The organism is Kitasatospora sp. NPDC058406 (assembly GCF_042722765.1).
Classification (GTDB): Bacteria; Actinomycetota; Actinomycetes; order Streptomycetales; family Streptomycetaceae; genus Kitasatospora.
On record NZ_JBHXKE010000079.1, the window covers coordinates 1 to 15,878 of the forward strand.

General features: G+C 74.3%; 16 protein-coding genes. 12 read left to right on the plus strand and 4 right to left on the minus strand.

The features are described from left to right. Positions 1-367: 367 nt before the first annotated feature. The 3 genes from ACFWOG_RS17570 to ACFWOG_RS17580 are packed head-to-tail and all read left to right on the plus strand — an operon-like array spanning position 368 to position 2,514. A complete protein-coding gene (locus ACFWOG_RS17570) occupies positions 368-808 on the plus strand; it encodes a hypothetical protein (protein WP_329882028.1) in 441 nt (146 codons plus the stop codon). Further along, a complete protein-coding gene (locus tag ACFWOG_RS17575; RefSeq protein ID WP_380359409.1) occupies positions 805-1,584 on the plus strand; it encodes a hypothetical protein in 780 nt (259 codons plus the stop codon). The genes ACFWOG_RS17570 and ACFWOG_RS17575 overlap by 4 nt, the downstream gene beginning before the upstream one ends. A 21-nt stretch (positions 1,585-1,605) precedes the next feature. Further along, positions 1,606-2,514 carry a transporter substrate-binding domain-containing protein gene (locus tag ACFWOG_RS17580; protein WP_380359411.1) on the plus strand — a complete coding sequence of 303 codons (909 nt, stop codon included), beginning with the start codon at positions 1,606-1,608 and terminating at the stop codon, positions 2,512-2,514. Between the two features lie 94 nt (positions 2,515-2,608). Here ACFWOG_RS17580 and ACFWOG_RS17585 read toward each other — a convergent pair whose 3' ends face one another. Next, the gene (locus tag ACFWOG_RS17585; RefSeq protein ID WP_380359414.1) at positions 2,609-3,253 is read right to left on the minus strand and encodes a dihydrofolate reductase family protein; all 645 of its coding nucleotides are present in this window, start codon (positions 3,251-3,253) and stop codon (positions 2,609-2,611) included. Between the two features lie 208 nt (positions 3,254-3,461). Here ACFWOG_RS17585 and ACFWOG_RS17590 point away from each other — a divergent pair, with 208 nt between their 5' ends. The 3 genes from ACFWOG_RS17590 to ACFWOG_RS17600 all read left to right on the plus strand — a co-directional run bounded on the left by ACFWOG_RS17590 (position 3,462) and on the right by ACFWOG_RS17600 (position 5,501). Then, positions 3,462-3,830 carry a YciI family protein gene (locus ACFWOG_RS17590; protein WP_329882021.1) on the plus strand — a complete coding sequence of 123 codons (369 nt, stop codon included), beginning with the start codon at positions 3,462-3,464 and terminating at the stop codon, positions 3,828-3,830. Continuing rightward, complete coding sequence (locus ACFWOG_RS17595; RefSeq protein WP_380359417.1) at positions 3,827-5,083, plus strand: RNA polymerase sigma factor; 1,257 nt, start codon at positions 3,827-3,829, stop codon at positions 5,081-5,083. The genes ACFWOG_RS17590 and ACFWOG_RS17595 overlap by 4 nt, the downstream gene beginning before the upstream one ends. Positions 5,084-5,144: 61 nt before the next feature. Then, positions 5,145-5,501 carry a hypothetical protein gene (locus tag ACFWOG_RS17600; protein WP_380359419.1) on the plus strand — a complete coding sequence of 119 codons (357 nt, stop codon included), beginning with the start codon at positions 5,145-5,147 and terminating at the stop codon, positions 5,499-5,501. 181 nt (positions 5,502-5,682) lie between these two features. Here the strand turns inward: ACFWOG_RS17600 and ACFWOG_RS17605 are convergent, their stop codons facing one another. Together ACFWOG_RS17605 and ACFWOG_RS17610 are read right to left on the minus strand one after the other, a co-directional pair. After that, a complete protein-coding gene (locus ACFWOG_RS17605; RefSeq protein ID WP_329949414.1) occupies positions 5,683-7,470 on the minus strand; it encodes a glycoside hydrolase family 3 N-terminal domain-containing protein in 1,788 nt (595 codons plus the stop codon). Continuing rightward, positions 7,467-8,243: a tyrosine-protein phosphatase gene (locus tag ACFWOG_RS17610; RefSeq protein ID WP_380359422.1), complete on the minus strand. Its 777-nt coding sequence runs from the start codon at positions 8,241-8,243 to the stop codon at positions 7,467-7,469. The genes ACFWOG_RS17605 and ACFWOG_RS17610 overlap by 4 nt, the downstream gene beginning before the upstream one ends. A gap of 234 nt (positions 8,244-8,477) precedes the next feature. Here ACFWOG_RS17610 and ACFWOG_RS17615 point away from each other — a divergent pair, with 234 nt between their 5' ends. Next, the gene (locus tag ACFWOG_RS17615) at positions 8,478-9,308 is read left to right on the plus strand and encodes a GntR family transcriptional regulator (protein ID WP_380359425.1); all 831 of its coding nucleotides are present in this window, start codon (positions 8,478-8,480) and stop codon (positions 9,306-9,308) included. Positions 9,309-9,369: 61 nt separating this feature from the next. Here the strand turns inward: ACFWOG_RS17615 and ACFWOG_RS17620 are convergent, their stop codons facing one another. Continuing rightward, positions 9,370-9,981: a TetR family transcriptional regulator gene (locus ACFWOG_RS17620; protein WP_329949411.1), complete on the minus strand. Its 612-nt coding sequence runs from the start codon at positions 9,979-9,981 to the stop codon at positions 9,370-9,372. 326 nt (positions 9,982-10,307) lie between these two features. Between ACFWOG_RS17620 and ACFWOG_RS17625 the strand changes: the two genes are divergently transcribed. From ACFWOG_RS17625 to ACFWOG_RS17645, 5 genes are read left to right on the plus strand one after another with little or no spacing between them, the layout of a single operon-like run. Continuing rightward, positions 10,308-11,867, plus strand: a complete 1,560-nt coding sequence (locus ACFWOG_RS17625; protein ID WP_380359428.1) for an ABC transporter substrate-binding protein — start codon at positions 10,308-10,310, stop codon at positions 11,865-11,867. Next, positions 11,864-12,832 (plus strand): ABC transporter permease, encoded by a 969-nt coding sequence (locus ACFWOG_RS17630; protein WP_329949409.1) that lies wholly within the window; start codon positions 11,864-11,866, stop codon positions 12,830-12,832. Before ACFWOG_RS17625 ends, ACFWOG_RS17630 begins: the two co-directional genes overlap by 4 nt. Beyond that, positions 12,819-13,817, plus strand: coding sequence for an ABC transporter permease (locus tag ACFWOG_RS17635; RefSeq protein ID WP_380359431.1), 999 nt, complete (start codon positions 12,819-12,821; stop codon positions 13,815-13,817). Before ACFWOG_RS17630 ends, ACFWOG_RS17635 begins: the two co-directional genes overlap by 14 nt. Next, positions 13,814-14,848, plus strand: a complete 1,035-nt coding sequence (locus ACFWOG_RS17640) for an ABC transporter ATP-binding protein (RefSeq protein WP_380359434.1) — start codon at positions 13,814-13,816, stop codon at positions 14,846-14,848. Before ACFWOG_RS17635 ends, ACFWOG_RS17640 begins: the two co-directional genes overlap by 4 nt. Next, positions 14,845-15,792, plus strand: coding sequence for an ABC transporter ATP-binding protein (locus ACFWOG_RS17645; protein ID WP_380359437.1), 948 nt, complete (start codon positions 14,845-14,847; stop codon positions 15,790-15,792). The genes ACFWOG_RS17640 and ACFWOG_RS17645 overlap by 4 nt, the downstream gene beginning before the upstream one ends. The last annotated feature ends 86 nt before the right edge of the window (positions 15,793-15,878 follow it).

The following is a 15,878-nucleotide window of genomic DNA, read 5'->3' on the forward strand; positions in this document are numbered from 1 at the left end:
GCCGAGCTGGGTGCTCGGCGGGGCGGGGCTTTTGCGATACCAGGACGTTCCCTCCGGATCGCCACTCGGCCCGAACGAGGAATCCCCCTCCCCCGGAGCCCGGCCCGACAGGTGGCCCGGTCCCCGGAAGGGCCGACGCGTCGTCCTCCGGTCCCGCACCGGGGCGAACACCAGGACCGCCGGCAGCCTCGACGCACCCGGGTCCACGGGCCGGCAGCCCCGACCGCCACCACATCGCCCTCTGAGTCAGGCAACTGACGGACAGTCAGCCCAGCAAGCCTGATGCGCTGCGGTCCCCCGATCGCTACCATCCCTGTCGACACAGCTATCAGCGTGTGGCCGAGACGTACTGGGGGGGCCAGGGGTCATGTCCGAACTGCTCGCCGACATCACTGCGATTGCTCCGTATTTCACCGTCGCTGCAACCACCTTCGGGACACACCTGACACAGGAAGCCGCCCAACGCGTAGCCGGGGGAACCCTGGACGCGGGCCAGGGATTCTTCCGCCGGCTCTTCGGACGCCACTCCGACGAGGTGGCCGAAGCCCTCGACCGTCACCACCTGCCCGAGGAACAGGTGGACACCCTGCTCAGCGGCCTCGGTGATGCCGAGCGCCTCCGTCTCGCCCAGGCACTGTCCTCGTGGCTCGGCAGCGCGACGACGAGCGGCCTCTCCGCGGAACGGCTGGTGGACCTCGTCCGAACGGCGCCCGCCGGGCCCGTCACGAACACCTCGACCGGCGACCGGACGATCGTCGGCGGCAGCTTCGGCGACAACAACACCTTCAACTTCGGTGACACCCGGTGACGGAACCCCCGGCCGCGAACGGGCCGCCATCCGTCACCTCGACCGGCGACCGCACGATCGTCGGCAGCACCATCGGCGCGGGCAGCATCTTCAACTTCGGCAACGGGCGGAACGGCGACTCGCTGCCGGTCGTGGTCCTGCTGCCGCTCCTGGCAGCGGTCGCCGCCGCCGTCTACGCCGTCCTGTCCTGGCCGGGAGGTCCGCAGCACCAGTACCTCTGGTTCTACCTCGCCCTCTCCGCCGCGTTCGTCGTGGCCGTCCTGTGCGTCATCGGCGGGGCGGCCGCGAAGGGCCCGAAGGGGTCGGCGCCCGCAGCGGTGCCGAGCAAGCCGTCCACGGCCGGCCTGTTGCTCCTGTCCTCCGCGCTGGTCCTCGCGCTCCTCGGTCTGGCCGGACTGGAGGACGTCCGGCGCAACGGCGAGATCACCGTGGAGATCTCCGTCCGGGGCGGCCAGCCCCTGGCCGGCGCCGTCGCCGGGACGCGCACGCTGGTGGTGCCCGCCTCGACGGCCGACAACGTCCGGGACCACCTCCGCCTCGCGCTGACGGTCTCGGACGACAACCCGACGTCCCCCACCTGTGTCCACAAGACGACGGCGACACTGACGCCGACCACGCCGGGAGTCACCCCGACGACCAAGCGGGTGCCCGCGCAAGCCGTCGTCGAGTTCGACCTCGGCGGGAGCCGCGGCGAGGTGACCATCGACGTCACCGTACGCACCGGGCCCGGCTGCAGCATGCAGGTGGCGGCACGCGGAACGCTCTTCAACGACTGACGACGATCCTGGGGGAAGCACGTGACGGGTAAGCGTCGGGACGTACCGGCGATCCGGGCTACCGCCGTGGCCGCCCTCCTCGCCCTCACCGGCTGCGGGGGCGAGGCGAAGAAGCCCCTGCTCGGCGAGGGGAAGCAAGTACGGGTCGGGGTGAAGAGCGACCAGCCGGGGACCGGCCTCGAACTGCACTCCGGCGAGTTCGTCGGGCTGGACGTCACCGTGGCCAGGGAACTCCTGGAACGGGTCAACGGGGGCACGCCGTTCTTCGACGGCGTCCTGTCCAAGAACCGCGCCCCCTTCCTGCGGAACGAGACCTTCGCCCTCGTGGTGGCCACCTACTCGATCACCGAGCAGCGCATGCGGCCGTTCAAGGAGAACGGCGAGGGGGAGGGTCTCGACTTCGTGGGCCCGTACGCCTCCGGCCAGCAGGGCGTCCTCGTGCGGGCGGACGACCGCGACCGGTTCCGGAGCACCGGCGACCTCGACGGCAAGCTGGTGTGCGTCTGGCGGAGCACGACGTCCGCGTCGGAACTGAACAAGCCCTCCTACAGCAAGGTGCGGCTGAGCGAGCAGGAGGACGCGGGGACCTGCGTCAAGGAGCTCAAGGAGGGGAGGGTGGACGCGGTCTCCACCGACCAGCTGATCCTCTACGGCTTCATGGAGGCGGAACCCACGCTCGCGGTCGTGCCGGAGATCGCGTTCGGGGCGGCCAACGACTACGGCGTCGCCCTCGCGAAGGGCCACCGCAAGGACTGCGAGATCCTGCGGGAGGCCATGAAGAAGTACGCGGTGAGCAACGAGTGGGACCGCGACTTCCAGAACAACCTGCCCAAGGTGCCGTTGGACACGCGCAACGAGGCCAGGCCCACGGCGTCCGAGATCGACGCCCTGTCCTGCCGCGACGGCGTGGGCAACGCAGCCGTGAACTGACCGGGAACACCACCCCCGCTCCCCGGTGCAGGAAGTCGGCCGGGCCGACTTCCCACTCCACCGGCGGCGGCCCCGGGCCGGGTCCGGGGAGCGGTCACTTCCGCCAGAACAGGTGGTGCGTCACCCCGCTCGGGCTGGGGACGACGTCCAGGTGGAACCGGTCGAGCAGCTCGTCGGGGGACTCCCAGAGCCGCACCCCGGACCCGAGCGTCAGCGGCGAGACCGCCACGTGCAGGGTGTCGACGAGGTCGGCGTCGAGGAACTGCCGGATGGTGGTGGCCCCGCCGCCGAGTCGGACGTCCTTGCCCCGGGCCGCCTCCCGGGCCTGTGCGAGGACGGTGGCCGGGTCGGCGTCGACGAAGTGGAACGTGGTGTCGGAGAGCGTGAACGAAGGCCGCGTGTGGTGGGTCATGACGAACACCGGGGTGCGGAACGGCGGCTCGTCGCCCCACCAGCCGCGCCACTCGTGGTCGCGCCAGGGCCCGCGCTGGGGCCCGAACTTGTTGCGGCCCATGATCTCGGCACCGATGTTGCGGGCGTAGTCCCGCGTGAGGTAGTCGTCGAGGCCCCGGCTGCCCCCGGGGTCGGTGCGCATCGGCCAGCTCGCCGTGGCACCGGCCCAGGCGAACAGCCGCCCGGGGTCGACGTGACCGAACGGCCGCTCGAAGGTCTGGTCCTCGCCGGCGCCGATCCCGTCGGCCGAGACGTTGAAGTTCTGGACTCTCAGTAGCTGGACCACGTGGTCCTCCTGTCGTCGTGACAACGGTGGTGCGACCCTCCGGACCGGGTCGTCACCGTGAGGTCGGAGCCGGTCGACGGATCTTGACCCGTATCGGCAGAATCACCTGATCCGCTGAACGCACCGCCGGAACGTCAAGGGCGGTCGGCCCGCAACGACCACCCGGTGACGGGGCCCGACCGGGCACCGCGACGGTAAGGAGCTGGACATGAAGTTCTTGCTGATCATGCACATCGACCCGGCCATCATGGAGGAACTGACCGACGCCGAGCGCCGGGAGATCATGGACGGCCACGGCGCCTTCATGACGACGATCCGCGAGTCCGGCGAGATGGTCGACACCGGGGCGCTGGCCGACCCGTCCCAGAGCTCGGTGGTCCGCGTCCGTGGCGGTGTGCCGGTCGTCACCGACGGCCCCTACCTGGAGGCCAAGGAGTTCCTGGGCGGCTACTACCTGGTCGACGTCGCGAGCCGGGACCGCGCGCTGGAGCTGGCCGCGATGATTCCGGACGCCCGGGTCAACGGCCTGGGCATCGAGGTCCGCCAGGTGGTCTTCTCCGGCGGCCCGACCGCGTGAGCGCCTCCCGCGCCACCGTCGAGGACCTGCTGCGTGCGCTCGCGCCGCAGGCCCTCGGCGCGCTGGTGCGCCGGTACGGGCAGTTCGACCTGAGCGAGGACGCCGTGCAGGAGGCGCTGATCGCCGCGGCGACGCGCTGGCCGGCCGAGGGCGTCCCGGACAACCCGCACGGCTGGCTGACCACGGTCGCCGGCCGCCGCCTCGTCGACCGGATCCGCAGCGAACAGGCCCGGCGCCGGCGCGAGGACGCGGTGGCCGCCCGGGAGCCTGACCGGACGGCGCCCGGCCCCGGCGAGGACACCCCGGCCGACCGGGACGACACGCTGACCCTGCTGTTCCTCTGCTGCCACCCGGCGCTGACTCCGGCCTCGCAGGTCGCGCTGACGCTGCGCGCGGTCGGCGGACTGACCACCGCGGAGATCGCCCGCGCCCACTTCGTGCCGGAACCGACCATGGCGGCCCGGATCAGCCGGGCCAAGCAGCGGATCAGGTCCGCCGGCAGCGAGTTCACCATGCCGGTCGGGCAGGACCGGGCGGAGCGGCTGCGGGTCGTGCTGCACGTGCTGTACGTGATCTTCAACGAGGGCTACACCGCCGGCTCCGGCGACCGGCTGCGCCGCGACGACCTGGCCGCCGAGGCGATCCGGCTGACCCGGCTGCTGCACCGGCTGCTGCCGGACGACGGAGCCGTGGCCGGTCTGCTGGCCCTGATGCTGCTCACCGACGCCCGCCGGACCGCCCGCACCGGACCGGACGGCGAGCTGATCCCGCTCGACGAGCAGGACCGCTCGCGCTGGGACCGCGGCCGCATCGCCGAAGGCGTCGCGCTCGTCACCGACGCGATGACCCGCTCGGCCCTCGGCCCCTACCAGCTGCAGGCCGCCATCGCCGCGCTGCACGACGAGGCACCCAGCACCGACGAGACCGACTGGCGTCAGATCAACACGCTGTACAAGATCCTGGCGCGGATCTCGCCGAACCCGATGGCCGGCCTGAACCGGGCGGTGGCGGTCGCCATGGTCGACGGGCCGCGGGCCGGGCTCGCCCTGCTGGACGAGCTGGCCGCGGACGACCGGATCACGGACCACCACCGCCTGCACGCCGTCCGCGCGCACCTGCTGGAGCGGGCCGGCGACCGTCCGGCAGCCCGGGAGCACTACCACCGCGCCGCCCTCGGCACCACCAGCCCGACCGAACGCCACTACCTGGAGACCCGCGCCGCCCGACTGGACCTTCCCGGGAGGACACCCTGAACGCCGCCGGCACTCGAACAAATCAGTCGCCGGGGTGGTGGGTGCGCGGGACCATGACGGCATGCGCATCCTCGGCCTCGTCTTCGGGGGCACGTCCACGCCCCATCGCTCCCCGATGACCGCCTTCCTCGGCGACACCCTGGGACTGCCCCGTCTCCAGGTGGAGGGCGTCGAGGCCGACTTGTTCGCACTGCCCGACGGGTCGGCCTTCGCCGTGGCCTCGCCCGGCGGGATGGGGGACACGCCCCGGTCCGTCGGCTTCCTCGTGGACGATCTCGACGCCGCGGCGGCCGAGCTACGCGCAGCGGGCGTCGACGTGGGGCCGGTCGGCGAGAACGAACGCGAGCGGTACCTGCACTTCCGGGCGCCGGACCGTCAGCTCTGCGAACTGACCGAACGCAAGGCCGGCCCTGCGTGACCCGCAGGGCGGTCAGGTCGGTGCGATCCTCGGGCGCCGCCGGCGGACGGCTGCGCAGCCGGGGGCGAGGAGGACCCGGCGGACAAGCCGGTGGCAGCCGGCGGCGGTTGCCCGCTCCGGGCGCACCGGAGCAGGAAGCCGGACCCGCCGACCTCCTGCTCCGTCGGGCCGCGGCCCCCGGTCATGCGGTCGTGCCCCGCGGGGCGGTCGGGTGGCCGCAGCGGAACAGCGGGTCGCGGGTGTCGAAGGCGACGTCCTCCCGGGCGGCCTCGACGGCGGCGTCCGAGCGCGGCAGGTCGAACGGGAGCGAGCCCGTCATCGGGGCCCGGCCGAACACCGCGTCCAGCACCACGTCGTCGGCCGCACCGAACTCGCCGACCAGCAGGGCCGCACGGGGCTCCAGCGGGGTCAGCACGGCAGGCCGCTCCAGCTGCGCGACGAAGGCGGTGGGCAGGGCGCCGGCCAGCTCCGCCAGCCGCGCGGCCTCCGCCGGCTCGAACTCCAGCGAGCCGGAGTGGAACGCCTGCTCCAGCAGCCCCTCGCGCCTCTCGTACGGCGTGGCGAGCCGGATCACCGCGACGTCGGCGTCCTGCGGCCGGTCGACGACCGTGCCGTAGCGGGCGGCGACCTCCCGGTCCACGCCCTCGACGTACAGCCGGCCGCCGCCGTCGAGCGGCTGCCCGGCGAGGTGGACCAGCGAGCGGGCCTGCACCCGGCGGCCCAGCGCGCGCCCGTCCGGGGTACCGACCAGCCCGGCGGCGGCGTCCGCGTCCACGTACGGGTCGTCGAACAGGCCGAGGCGGAACTTGTCGCGCAGGAGGCGGCGGACCGACTCGTCGATCCGGGCCTCGCTCACCGCGCCGGAGCGGACCACGGTCAGGATCAGCTCCGGGTCGGTCTCGCCGCCGAGCTGGTCGGCGCCGGCGTCCAGCGTCAGCGCGACCTGCTCGGGCACGGACAGCTCCTCGACGCCCCAGTGACGCGGCGGGAGGCTGACGATGCCCGGGACGTCCATGCCGGTGATCGCGTTGAAGTCGGTGCAGACGACACCGTCGAAGCCGTACGTGCCGCGCAGCAGACCGGTGATGACGTCGTGGTTGAAGTTGGCGCCGACCTCGGCCAGCCCGCTGCCGGACGGGATCGCGTAGGCGGGCATGATCTGCGCGGTACCGGCCTCGAACGCGGCCTCGAAGGGGCGCAGGTGCTGCTCGAACGCGCCGCCCGGGTAGACGAGCCGGCGCCCGGCCGCGAAGTGCGAGTCCTCGCCCCGGAACTGGGGGCCGCCGCCGGGGAAGTGCTTGGTCATGCAGGCGACGCTGTCCGGGCCGATCCGCTCCCCCTGGAGGCCCCGGATGTAGGCGGCGATGGTCCGGGAGGCGCGGTCGGCGTCCTCGCCGAAGGTGCCGCTGATCCGGGCCCAGCGCGGTTCGGTGGCGAGGTCGGCCATCGGGTGGATGGCGAGCCGGATGCCGACGGCGCGCAGCTCGCGGCCGATCAGCTCGGCGTACTCCCGGACGAGGGCCGGGTCGTCGGTGGCGGCGAGGCCGATCGGCTCGGGGCCGGTGGAGAAGCCGCCGCCGGTGAAGGCGGTGGCCGGGTTCTCGGTGAAGCCGTGCCGCGGGTCGGAGGCGAGGGTGACCGGGATGCCGAGCCGGCCGGCGGCGGCGAGGTCCTGGACGTGGTTGTTCCACTCGGCCATCGTGCGGGCGTCGGGCACGGCCATCATGCCGAAGGCGGTCAGGCCGCGCTCGGTGATCAGGTGGTCGCCGGACGGGAACGGGCCGTGGCCGCCGGGGAGCATCCGCCCGTGGCACATCAGGGCGGCCTTCTCGGCGAGGGTCATCCGGCCGAGCAGGTCGTCGACGCGCTCCTCGACGGGCAGCCGCGGGTCCTCGTAGGGCTCCATGGTGCCGTTGTGGTTGAGGTCCCGGAACGGGGTGCCGTCGTGGTGGCGGAGCCGGGCCGTCATGCGAGGGCCTCCGCACCGGCGGTGGCGGAAGCAGCCGTGGCGGGAGCGGCGGCGGCCTTGGCGCGGAAGGCCTCAATCGTGGCGGCCTCCACGCCGCAGTGGGCGAGGAAGCCCTCGGTGCCGCCGTAGCGGGCGGCGACCAGCTCCAGGAAGGCGACCATCGCACCGGCCGGGGCCTCCAGCAGCGGTGCGGGCACGGTGAGCGAGCCCGCGTGGTAGTCGTTCAGGGCGCTGCGGTTGCGCTCGGCGAGGATCTCGAAGATCTGCGTCAGCGCCTCGTTGGTGCGGGCGTAGTCGGCGACGATCTCCTCGGCGGGGACGCCGACCAGGTCGAGCAGCAGGGCGGTCAGCAGGCCGGTGCGGTCCTTGCCGGCGGCGCAGTGCAGCAGCGCGCCGCCGGGGCGGGCGGCGGCCTCGACCGCGCGTGCGACCGACGCGGGGGCGGACTCGGCCATCAGCAGGTAGAAGGCGCCGAGGTCGGCGGCGGTGGTCATCTCCCGCATGGACGCCTCCAGGGCCGGGTTGGTGGGCTGGATGCGCGCCTCGACGATCTCGATCCCGGCCGCCGCTGCCGCGGCCCAGTCGGCCGGATCGGCCTCGGCGTCGCCGCGCAGGTCGATCACGGTGCGGATGCCGGAGCCGGTCAGCAGCTCGACGGTGACGGGGTCGGCGGCCGGGTACGGCTGGGCGGAGCGGTAGAGCGCACCGGGGCGGACCCAGCGGCCGTCCGGGTCGGCGAGGGCGGCGGGGTCGCGGAAGTTCACCAGGGACATGGGAGGGGCCTTTCGAAGGAGGACGGTGGGGCGGGGTGTGCGGCCGGGGGAACCCGGCGGTGGAGCGGTGCCCGGAACCTCGGGGCAGGACATCTAGATGTCTAGATGTCTACCGGTCGAGCCCGGTGCAGGGCAAGCGACGACAGGATGAACATCGGACCAACCCGGCCGCAGTACGGGCCGACGGCGCCCACAGGCCGCCCGCGCGCCGCCCGGCTCCGTAGGATCTGCCGCGTGGCAACGCACCGAAGCGACACCCCGCTGTACCGCCGACTGGCCCGGCAGCTCCAGGAGCGGATCGACGCCGGCACGTACCCGGCGGGCGCCCGGCTGCCCAGCGAGCCCGAGCTCAGCGCGGAGTTCGGGGTCAACCGGCTGACCGTCCGGCAGGCGGTGGCCGAGCTGGAGCGGGCGGCCGTGCTGGAGATCCGCCGGGGCGTGGGGACCTTCGTCCGCCCGCCGGCCGTCCGGATCTCGATCACCGTCGACCCGGCCAGCCAGCGGGTCGACCTCGGCAGCGTGCACGGCTCGCTGCCGCTGGACGCCCCGCCCGCACCGGACACCAGGCCGCCGCAGGGCACCGACCCGGACGGGGAGTTCGTGGTCGCCGCCCCACCGGTGGCCGGCTCGGCCGAGGACGAGGAGGCCGCCCGGCAGCTCGGCCGGCAGCCCGGCGAACTGGCCCGGGTGGACACCGTGATCCGGTTCGGCGGCCGGCCCCGGGTGGCCAGCAGCTACTGGGTCGCGGCCGGGCCGCTGCCCGCCGAGCTGGTCCGGCCGGGCCGCCCCGGCAACATGGTGCCGGCCCTGGCCGGGGCCGCCGGGGTGGAACTGGAGTACGACTGGCGGGCGTTCGGCGCGATCGGCGCGGACCTCGCCGACGCGGAGCTGCTCGGGGTGCCGGCCGGCACCCCGCTGCTGGTCCGCGAGGGCGTCAGCTGCACACCGGACGGCACGCCCGCGCTGTACGTCCGGCGGCGGATCGACGGCAGCAGCGCGCGGTTCGTGATGCACTTCCGCGACCGGGACGACGCGGGCGGGCCCGCCCGCCGCCCGGAGGCGTAGGCCCGCCGCCCGGAGGCACGGGCCCGGCACCGCGGCGGGTCCGGCCCCGCCGGGCCCGGACTCACCGCGGGTCCCCCGCCGCGTCGCCCGGCCCGACCAGCTCGCGGAACGCCTGCGCCCAGGCCTCCATCGGGTTCGCCGTGCCGGGGGACATGACGTGCGGCCGGGTCATCCCGGCGAGGGCCGCGCCCAGCACCTGCGGCCGGACGTCGACGGCCGGGTCGACGCCGAGCCGCTCGCCGGCGATCACCACCGCCCGCTGCGCGAGGACGTCGATCTGGATCACCGCGAAGTCGTGCACGGTCCGGATGTCGATGAAGCGCCGGCGCAGCGCACGGCGCCGCGCGGTGTGCTCGGCGGGCTCCTCGAACTGCCCGTCGGTGGTCCGCGCGGCGTGCTCGAAGGCCGCCCAGAGTCCCAGCCCGGCCGGCGCCGCCGCGAAGGCGTCCAGCACCACCTGACCGAAGTCCAGGCCGAAGAGCAGCGCCTCCTTGCACGCGTAGTAGCGGAAGAAGGTGCGGTGGGCGACGTCCGCGCGCCGGCAGATCTGGTCCACCGTGGTGCCCTCGAAGCCCTGCTCCTCGAAGAGGTCGAACCCGGCTGTCCGGATCGCCTGCCGGGTCTGCGCCCGCTTGCGGTCGCGCAGCCCGCTCTCGGCCCCACTCGCCGCCACGGTGTCCGTCCCCTGCCCCTGCATACCTTGCTCGCCCCTCGTCGCGCCCGGTTCCCCCGGGCGTCGTGCGTGTCGGTCGTTCCCGTCAACTGCCGTACTGCATACGGCCTCGTCCGTACGCAATCACGGCGGACGCGGCTCGCTCAAGGCGAGCGCGAAGTCGTCGGCAGTTCGTCACGCGAAGTTTGCACAACTGCCAATTGGCAGTTGTGCCACTTCCGAAAGGTGGTCCCCGGCGACGTCCTCGGTGACGAACGCGGCGACGACCGGAACCTCGGCGTCCGCCCCTCGCCACCCCTCCCCCCTCCGAGGAAGCACGGGAAACCATGAAGCGGCACACGCACGTTCTGGTGGCGACGGCCTGCACGGCCGCCCTCGCCCTCACCGCCGGCGCCTGTTCGGCCTCCGACGACACGGTCTCCGGCGACGGCGCGACCAAGGCCGCGGCCAACGACGGCCCGGCCGTCGACGGCGGCACCCTGAAGATCGGTCTGGACCGCCCCTTCGCCAAGCTCGACCCGGCCGACTCCACCCTCACGTCGATGCCGATGATGATCCTGACCAACGCGCTCTACGACCCGCTGATGATCAACGGCGACAACGGCGCCGTCCAGCCCCACCTGGCGAAGTCCTTCACCCCCAACGCCGACGCCACCGGCTGGACGCTCGACCTGCGCGAGGGCGTCACCTTCAGCGACGGCAAGCCGCTCGACGGCCAGGCCGTCGTCGACCACGTCACCCGCCTCTCCAAGCCCGAGGCCAAGTGCGCGTGCGCCGCCGACGCCGCCGCCATCGGCGGGATGGCGGTCAACTCCCCCACCTCCGTCGTCTTCACCCTCAAGGCGCCCAACGCCGCCTTCCCCAACCTGTTCACCCGCTCGCTCGGCTACGTGTCCGAGGCGCCCGCCGCCGCCGACAGCCCCGCCGTCGGCTCCGGCCCGTACACGGTGGAGAGCGTGCAGCCCGGCGTCTCGGTCACCCTCGCCCGCAACCCCTCCTACTGGGGCGCCAAGGGCCACGCCGACAAGCTGGTCTACAAGGTGCTGCCCGACTCCGACAGCCGCTACCAGTCGCTGCGCTCCGGCGACGCCGACCTGATCTGGACCGAGACGCCCGCCCAGTACAAGCAGGCCGCCGGCGACGGGCTGCGCGCCACCACCGGCCCCGGCTCCACCTCCACCGTCCTGTTCAACACCAAGGCCGCCCCCTTCGACGACCCGAAGGTGCGCAAGGCCGTCCAGTACGCGGTGGACCGCGAGGCGGTCGAGAAGATCGTCTACCTCGGCCAGGGCAAGGTCTCGGACGGCCCGATCGGCTCCACCTCCCCCTACCGCGGCGCCGCCGCCTACCCCGCGCACGACGCGGCCAAGGCCCGCGCCCTGCTCGCCGAGTCCGGGCACCCGGACCTCGCCTTCGAGTACCTGGTCGACAACCGGCCCGAGGGCCAGCAGCGCGCCACCGTGCTCCAGCAGATGTTCGCCGAGGCCGGCATCAAGATGACCATCAAGCCGATGGACTCCGCGAGCCTCGGCACCGCGATGTACCAGCGCCAGTTCCAGGTCATGGACTTCGTCACCAGCCTCTTCGGCGACACCGACACCGCCCTGGCCAGCCTCTACGGGACGAACGCCCCCTACAACTTCACCGGCTGGAACAGCCCCGTCGCCGGACAGGCGATCGCCGCCGGACGCGCCACCCTCGACCAGGACCGGCGGACCCGCTCCTACCAGGAGGCCGCGCAGGCCGTCGTCGACGAGGCCCCGATGCTCTTCCTCACCGAGAACCCGGTCGGCTTCCTCGCCTCCGCCAAGACCGGCGGACTGCCCGACGTCTCCAAGCGGACCGTCGTCAGCGTCTCCCCCGCCGCCCTGTGGGTGAAGAAGTGACAGCCCGGACCCTGCGCGTCGCCGGGTGGGCCGGGCAGGCCGGACGGGCCGGCGCCGTCCTGCTGCTGGTCACCGTGGCCGCGCTCGCGCTGCCGCACCTGATGCCCGGCTCCCCCGCCCTCGCCGCGCTCGGCCCCACCGCCACCCCCGAACAGGTCGCCGCGTACGAGGCGACGCTCGGCCTCGACGAGAACGTCCTCACCGCCACCTGGCGCTGGATCGGCGACGCCCTGCACGGCGACCTCGGCCACTCGCTCTCCACCGGCGCCGCCGTCACCACCGAACTCGCCGACCGCATCCCCGTCACCCTCGAACTCTTCGTCACCGCCCAGGTGGTGGCGCTCGGCCTGGCCCTGCCGGTCGCGCTCTGGTCCGCCTGGCGGCCCGGCGGCACCGTCGACCGGATCGCCACCGCCGGCGCCTTCGTCTGGCTCGCCGTGCCCGGCTTCGTGCTCGGCCTGCTGCTGATCTGGATCGCCGCCGTCCAGCTGCGGATCCTGCCCGCCACCGGCTGGACCCCGTTCACCGAGGACCCGCTCGACAACCTGCGCCACCTGGTGCTGCCCGCGCTCACCCTCGGCCTCACCGAGGCCGCCGTCTTCACCCGCACGCTGCGCGGCCAGCTCATCGACACCCTCGACCAGACCTACGTCGCCGCCGCGCGCAGCCGGGGCATGGGCACCGCGCGCCTGCTGCTGCGGCGGACCCTGCGCCCGTCGTCGCTGCCGCTGGTCACCCTGGTCGGCATCGGCATCGGGACGTCGCTCGGCGGCTCGGTGCTGGTCGAGTCGCTGTTCGCCGTCCCCGGCGTCGGCAGCCTGGCCGCCGGGGCCATCAACGGACGCGACTTCCCGGTGGTCCAGGCGGTGGTGGTGGTCAGTGCCGTCGCCGTGGTGGCGGCCACCTTCGCGGTGGACCTGCTGTACCGCACGATCGACCCGAGGATCGCCCATGACCACCGCTGAACCCGTGACCGGCGCCGGTGCCGTGACCAGCGCCGATGCCGTGACCACCGCCCACGCCGTGACCGACGCCCACGCCGTGACCGCGGCGGAGCTCGCGACGGCCACCGGCGCCCGGCCCGCCGCCCCGGCGACCGCCCGCCCGGGCAGGGGCCACCCGCGCAAGGACCTGCCGCGCAGCGCCCGGCGGCGGCCGTCCGCCGGAGTGATCGCCGCCGGCGCCTGGCTGGCCCTGGTCGCGCTCGCCGCCCTGCTGCTGCCGCTGCTGCCCGGCTTCGACCCGCTGCACGGCGACTTCGCCCACCCGTCCGCCGCACCCGGCCCCGGCCACTGGCTGGGCACCGACGCCGCCGGGCGCGACGTGTTCCAGCGCACCGTGGCCGGCGCCCGCGCCTCCTTCGCCGTCGCCGGCCTCACCATCGCCGTCGGCCTGCTCGGCGGCGGGGCCCTCGGGGTGGCCGCCGGCTGGTTCCGCGGCCCGGTCGACAAGGCCATCGGTTTCGTCACCGACCTGCTGATGTCCGTGCCCACCCTGATCCTGGTGATGATCGTGGTCGCCCTGCGCGGCCCCGGCCTCGCCGTGATCGGCACCCTGATCGGCCTGTTCACCGTGCCGCACTTCACCCGTGTGGTGCGCGCCGTCGTGCTCTCGCTCAGCGAGCGCGGCTTCGTCCAGGCCGCCCGGATGATCGGCACCGCGCCGCTGCGCATCCTGCGCCGCGAGGTCGTGCCGCACGTCGCGCCCATCGCGCTGACCTTCGCGTTCACCGCCACCACCGTCGCCATCGTCGCCGAGGGCTCGCTCAGCTTCCTCGGCTTCGGACTCCGCCCGCCGGAGCCCTCCTGGGGCGGCATCATCGCCGAGGGCCGGACCACCCTCGGCAGCGCACCGTGGATCTCGCTCGCCCCCGCGGCGGTGCTCTGCCTGACCGTCCTCGCCCTCAACTACCTCGGCGAGCAGCTCCGTTCGAAGGGAAGCCGCACATGACCGCCCCGGTCCTGGAGGTCCGCTCGCTCGACACCACCCTGCACACCCCCGACGGCCGGGCCCTGCACGTCCTGCACGGCATCGACCTCACCATCGACGCCGGCGAGTGCCTCGGCGTGGTCGGCGAGTCCGGCTCCGGCAAGTCCGTGCTCGCCCGGACCGTCCTCGGCATCCACCCCCGCACCACCAGGGTCACCTCCACCGGACAGGTCCTCCTCGACGGCGAGGACCTGCTCACCGCCGCCCCCGCCCGGCGCGCCGAACTCCTCGGCACCGGCGTCGCCATGGTCCACCAGGACCCGATGACCTCGCTCAACCCGGTCGTCCGGATCGCCGACCAGGTCACCGAGTCGCTCACCAACCGGCGCCGGCTCTCCCGCCGGGCCCGCCGCGAGACCGCCACCGAACTGCTCGCCGCGGTCGACGTCCCCGACCCGGCCCGGCGCGCCCGCGCGTACCCGCACGAGCTCTCCGGCGGCCTGCGCCAGCGCGTCGGCATCGCCGCCGCCCTGGCCGGCTCGCCCGCCCTGCTGCTCGCCGACGAACCCACCACCGCACTCGACGTGACCGTCCAGCGCACCGTCCTCGACCTGCTCGACCGGCACCGCGAGGACCGCGGCCTCGCCACCCTCCTGATCACCCACGACATCGGCCTGCTCTACGGACGGGCCCGGCGGATCGCCGTCATGTACGGCGGACGCGTCGTCGAGACCGGACCCACCGAGGCCGTCACCGAACGCCCCGCCCACCCCTACACCGCCGCGCTGCTCCGCTCGGTGCCGCGGGTCACCGGGCCGCTGCGCCGCACCCTCCCCGCCATCCCCGGCTCACCGCCGGACCTCTCCCGGCCGCTCCCCGGCTGCCCGTTCGCACCGCGCTGCGAGCGAGCGGAGACGGTCTGCACGACCGACGCGCCACCGGTCCACCGGGCCGGTCCCGGGCGGACCGCCTCCTGCCACTTCCCGCTCACCCCGTTGGAGAAGACCGTGACCGCCACGCCCGCCACGACCGCCACGGAGAGCGCCGTATGACCGCCGTCCTCCGGGCCACCGGGCTCTCGGTGGTCCACCGCACCCGCTCCGGACCCCTGCACGCCGTCAGCGGCGTCGACCTGGCGCTCCACGAGCGCCGGACCCTCGCCCTCGTCGGCGAGTCCGGCTCCGGCAAGAGCAGCATCGCCAAGGCCCTGCTCCGGCTGCCCCCGCCCACCACCGGCACCGTCACCCTGGACGGCACCGACCTGGCCGCCCTCGCCCCGCGCGCACTGCGGGCCCTGCGGCCGAGGATGCAGATGGTCTTCCAGGACCCCATCTCCTCGCTCAACCCGCGCCGCACCGTCCGCGACCTGGTCGCCGAACCGCTGGACGCCCACCCGGACCCGGCCCGGCACCGCGCGGAGGTGGTGGAGCGGCAACTCGACGCCGTCGGCCTGCCGATCGGCCTGTTCGGCGACCGCCGGCCGGGCCAGCTCTCCGGCGGCCAGGCCCAGCGCGTCGCCATCGCCCGGGCACTCGCCGCCGAACCGCGCGTCCTGATCGCCGACGAGGCCGTCTCCGCGCTCGACGTCTCCGCCCAGGCCACCGTCCTCAACCTGCTCCGCCGGCTCACCGAGGAACGCGGCCTCGCCGGCCTGTTCATCTCGCACGACCTGGGCGTCGTCCGGGCGGTCAGCGACGACGTCGCCGTGCTCCAGCTCGGCCGGCTCTGCGAACAGGGCCCCACCGAGGAGGTGCTCGCCGCCCCCGCCCACCCCTACACCGCGGCCCTGCTCGCCGCCGTCCCCGAACCCGGCCGCCCGCTCGGGGAGACCGGCCTGCTCCCCGCCGACCCGCCGTCCCCGCTGGACCCGCCCTCCGGATGCCGCTTCCGCACCCGCTGCCCGTTCGCCGACGCCCGGTGCGCCGACGAGGTGCCGGAGCTGCGGGAGGTCGCGCCCGGGCGCACGGTCGCCTGCCACCGTCCGCTGCTGCCCTGAGCGCCGCTCGCCCGGGAGACCGCCCCGGGGCCCCGCCGGCGCCCGGCCTGCGGCTTCCCCCCGGCCGCGTCCGCCACAACCCCCGC

Excerpts from the sequence above, each read along its gene's own strand:
- ACFWOG_RS17635 (WP_380359431.1), top strand. The coding sequence starts at position 12,819 with ATGACCACCGCTGAACCCGTGACCGGCGCCGGTGCCGTGACCAGCGCC.
- ACFWOG_RS17605 (WP_329949414.1), bottom strand. The coding sequence starts at position 7,470 with ATGACGGCCCGGCTCCGCCACCACGACGGCACCCCGTTCCGGGACCTC.
- ACFWOG_RS17640 (WP_380359434.1), top strand. The coding sequence starts at position 13,814 with ATGACCGCCCCGGTCCTGGAGGTCCGCTCGCTCGACACCACCCTGCAC.
- ACFWOG_RS17570 (WP_329882028.1), top strand. The coding sequence starts at position 368 with ATGTCCGAACTGCTCGCCGACATCACTGCGATTGCTCCGTATTTCACC.
- ACFWOG_RS17600 (WP_380359419.1), top strand. The coding sequence starts at position 5,145 with ATGCGCATCCTCGGCCTCGTCTTCGGGGGCACGTCCACGCCCCATCGC.
- ACFWOG_RS17625 (WP_380359428.1), top strand. The coding sequence starts at position 10,308 with ATGAAGCGGCACACGCACGTTCTGGTGGCGACGGCCTGCACGGCCGCC.
- ACFWOG_RS17645 (WP_380359437.1), top strand. The coding sequence starts at position 14,845 with ATGACCGCCGTCCTCCGGGCCACCGGGCTCTCGGTGGTCCACCGCACC.
- ACFWOG_RS17590 (WP_329882021.1), top strand. The coding sequence starts at position 3,462 with ATGAAGTTCTTGCTGATCATGCACATCGACCCGGCCATCATGGAGGAA.
- ACFWOG_RS17610 (WP_380359422.1), bottom strand. The coding sequence starts at position 8,243 with ATGTCCCTGGTGAACTTCCGCGACCCCGCCGCCCTCGCCGACCCGGAC.